The sequence below is a fragment of the Arthrobacter sp. H14 genome (assembly GCF_000520495.1).
Classification (GTDB): Bacteria; Actinomycetota; Actinomycetes; order Actinomycetales; family Micrococcaceae; genus Arthrobacter_C.
On record NZ_AZRX01000512.1, the window covers coordinates 1 to 2,423 of the forward strand.

The window sequence follows — 2,423 nt, forward strand, 5'->3', positions numbered from 1 at the left end:
CCTCAAGTGGCTTTCAATGCAGAGGTTAGCCGACATCCCTGCCAGGATGACCTTGTTGATGCCGCGTTTGCGCAGCTGAAGTACGAGGTCGTTCTGTTCGGGTCCGTATATCTTGTGGGGGCTGCATACGACAGTCTTTCCGTCTTCAATGTAGGACTTGTACTGGGCCAGCCAATCGGCGCCCGAGCCTTCGAAGCCTTCGAGGTTCAGTGGTCCCGGGCGGTCGAACATACCGATCTCGTGCATTTTGTGTTCCAGGGTCCCTCCGAATTCCCATTGGTGATCATGGGGGAAGTAGTAATGCGGAGAGATGAAAACCCCATAATCGGCGGCTTTGGCTGCTGCAAGCAGTTGGTCGATGTGCTGGACTGTGTTGTTTTCCGTCACGCTGTTACCGACAAGTTCCCAGGTCGCGCCCTCGGGACTGAGGAAATCGTTTTGTGGGTCAGTCAGCACAAGTGCCGTTGTAGCTTTATCGAATTGCATGGTTCTCCTTAACTCGAGTAGTGATTCCCAAAGGGAATCCGTATGGAACGCTACGCGCGCCACGTCGCTGGTTCTGTAACCGAGGACACTCTTCCCAAACGCAGTCCGAACGGCGGCGCAGCCGCGTCCGGCGTACCGGAAGCCGGCATCCGGTTCCTTAGAGCCGCAGCTTGTCCAGGGCGGCCTGGTACGCCTCGTTATAGGTAGGGAATTGGGCAACCTGGTCACGCAGGGTCTCGATCGGAATTTGTGCACGGATGGCCAGGGACGCCTGGTGGATCCATTCCCCGGCCAGGGGTGCCACGGCCCAGGCACCGATCAGCGTTCCCCGTTCCGTGTCAGCGAGCAAACCGAGGTGGCCCCGTGGCTCGCGTTCATAGGTCCAGGGCCGTGCGATCGCTTGCGTCACATCCAATTCAACAGCGGCCGTGGAGATGCCCTGTTCGTCGGCCTGGGCCTTCGTCAGTCCGGCGGCGGCTATTTCGGGGTTGCTGAACACCACCCTCGGGATGCCGTTGTAGGAGGCCTTCCTGGGCGTGCCCAGGATTGCAGCGGCGGCGATTTGCCCTTGGTACTTCGCCACGTGGGTGAAGGGCATAATCCCGGTCACGTCGCCGATAGCCCAGGTATTGTCACCTGCCCGGCAGTGTTCATCGACCCGTACACCGCCGCCGGCGTCCAGTTTCAGGCCGGCGTGCTCAAAGCCGAGTCCGAAGGTTCGCGGCTTACGCCCGGTGGCAAAGATGACGACGTCGGCACTCACCTCGGTGCCGTCGTCGAGCCCGATAACGCTCTGCGTACCCTCTTTGCGGGCTTTCTCGGCGGAGGCGTTGAGGTGGAGACGGATGCCGGCGTCTTCCAAATACTGGCCGGCCAAGTCGCCAGCCTTCGGCTCCTCGCGTTCGAGCAGCCGCTGGCCACGGTGGACCAGGGTGACGTTGACGCCGAAGCCGGACAGGAAGGCGGCCGTTTCGATACCGACCGCACTGCCGCCGATGACTACTGCTGTCTCCGGCAGTGTCGTGGCCGTGTAGGTTTCCCTGTTCGTCCACGCAGTAATATCATCGAGCCCCTCAAGAGGAGGGATGACCGCTTCGGAACCGGTGGCAATGATGATGTTGTCAGCCGTGATTTCCCGGTTCCCCGCCTGTATTGTTCCAGGTCCTGTAATCCTTGCCTCGGCTTTGATCACCGTTGCTCCCTGACTGGCGTACCCGTCGACCTGTGCGCTGTCGTCGAGATTGCGGATCATGTAGTCGCGGTATTCGCTGCTTTCCTTCCAATCCAGCTCCGGTGCGGCGACTCCGGCGGCCCGCGCGGCTTCAGTGGCGGCTTCGGGTGCCCGGAGCAGGGTTTTGGAAGGGATGCAGGCCCAGTAGGCGCATTCGCCACCGATGAGTTCCCGCTCAATGACTGCAACTGTCTTTCCGGCTTTCAGCAGTTGCCCGGCCGCAACTTCACCTCCCGGGCCCATGCCCAGAACGGCAACGTCGAAATGTTCACTCATGATTATTCCTTTCCGATCCGTTACAAATTACGGGTCAAGCGCAGCACGATGTTGGCATTTCGTTGTGGAAAATCCCGGCGACCAGACGCAGGCTCTCGGACATGGTCAGGTACGGGGCCCAAGTGTCTGCGATCTGCCGGGTCGTCATGCCGGCCTTGATGGCGTAGGTTGCCGGAAGCATGATTTCCCCGGCGTTATCGCCGATGACGCTCACGCCGAGAATCTTCCCCGTACCAACCTCCGCAACCATCTTGATGGCACCCCGGGTGTCCTGATTCACCAACGCCCGGGGTACGTCGTCGAAACTCATCACCCGGCACTCGCACTGATAGCCGGACGCGATCGCTTCCGCCTCGGTCACCCCCGCAGTGGCCAACTGCGGACGGGTGAAAATCACTGCCGGAAGTCCGGTGTAGTCGACGCCGGCAGG

General features: G+C 60.8%; 3 protein-coding genes. All 3 read right to left on the bottom strand.

The window, feature by feature from the left end:
* Nucleotides 1-486 (bottom strand): isochorismatase family protein (locus Y707_RS22780; RefSeq protein ID WP_035779992.1); only part of this gene is annotated, 486 nt, incomplete at its 3' end.
* Between the two features lie 157 nt (nt 487-643).
* On the bottom strand, nt 644-1,993 hold the full coding sequence (locus Y707_RS0102085; protein WP_026533861.1) for a dihydrolipoyl dehydrogenase family protein: 1,350 nt from the start codon (nt 1,991-1,993) through the stop codon (nt 644-646).
* Between the two features lie 34 nt (nt 1,994-2,027).
* Nucleotides 2,028-2,423, bottom strand: a 396-nt coding sequence (locus Y707_RS0102090) for an oxidoreductase dimerization domain-containing protein (RefSeq protein ID WP_026533862.1), incomplete at its 5' end; no start/stop codon positions are given.

Bases quoted from the DNA above. Each gene is read 5' to 3' on its own strand.
- Y707_RS0102085 (WP_026533861.1), bottom strand. From the start codon at position 1,993: ATGAGTGAACATTTCGACGTTGCCGTTCTGGGCATGGGCCCGGGAGGT.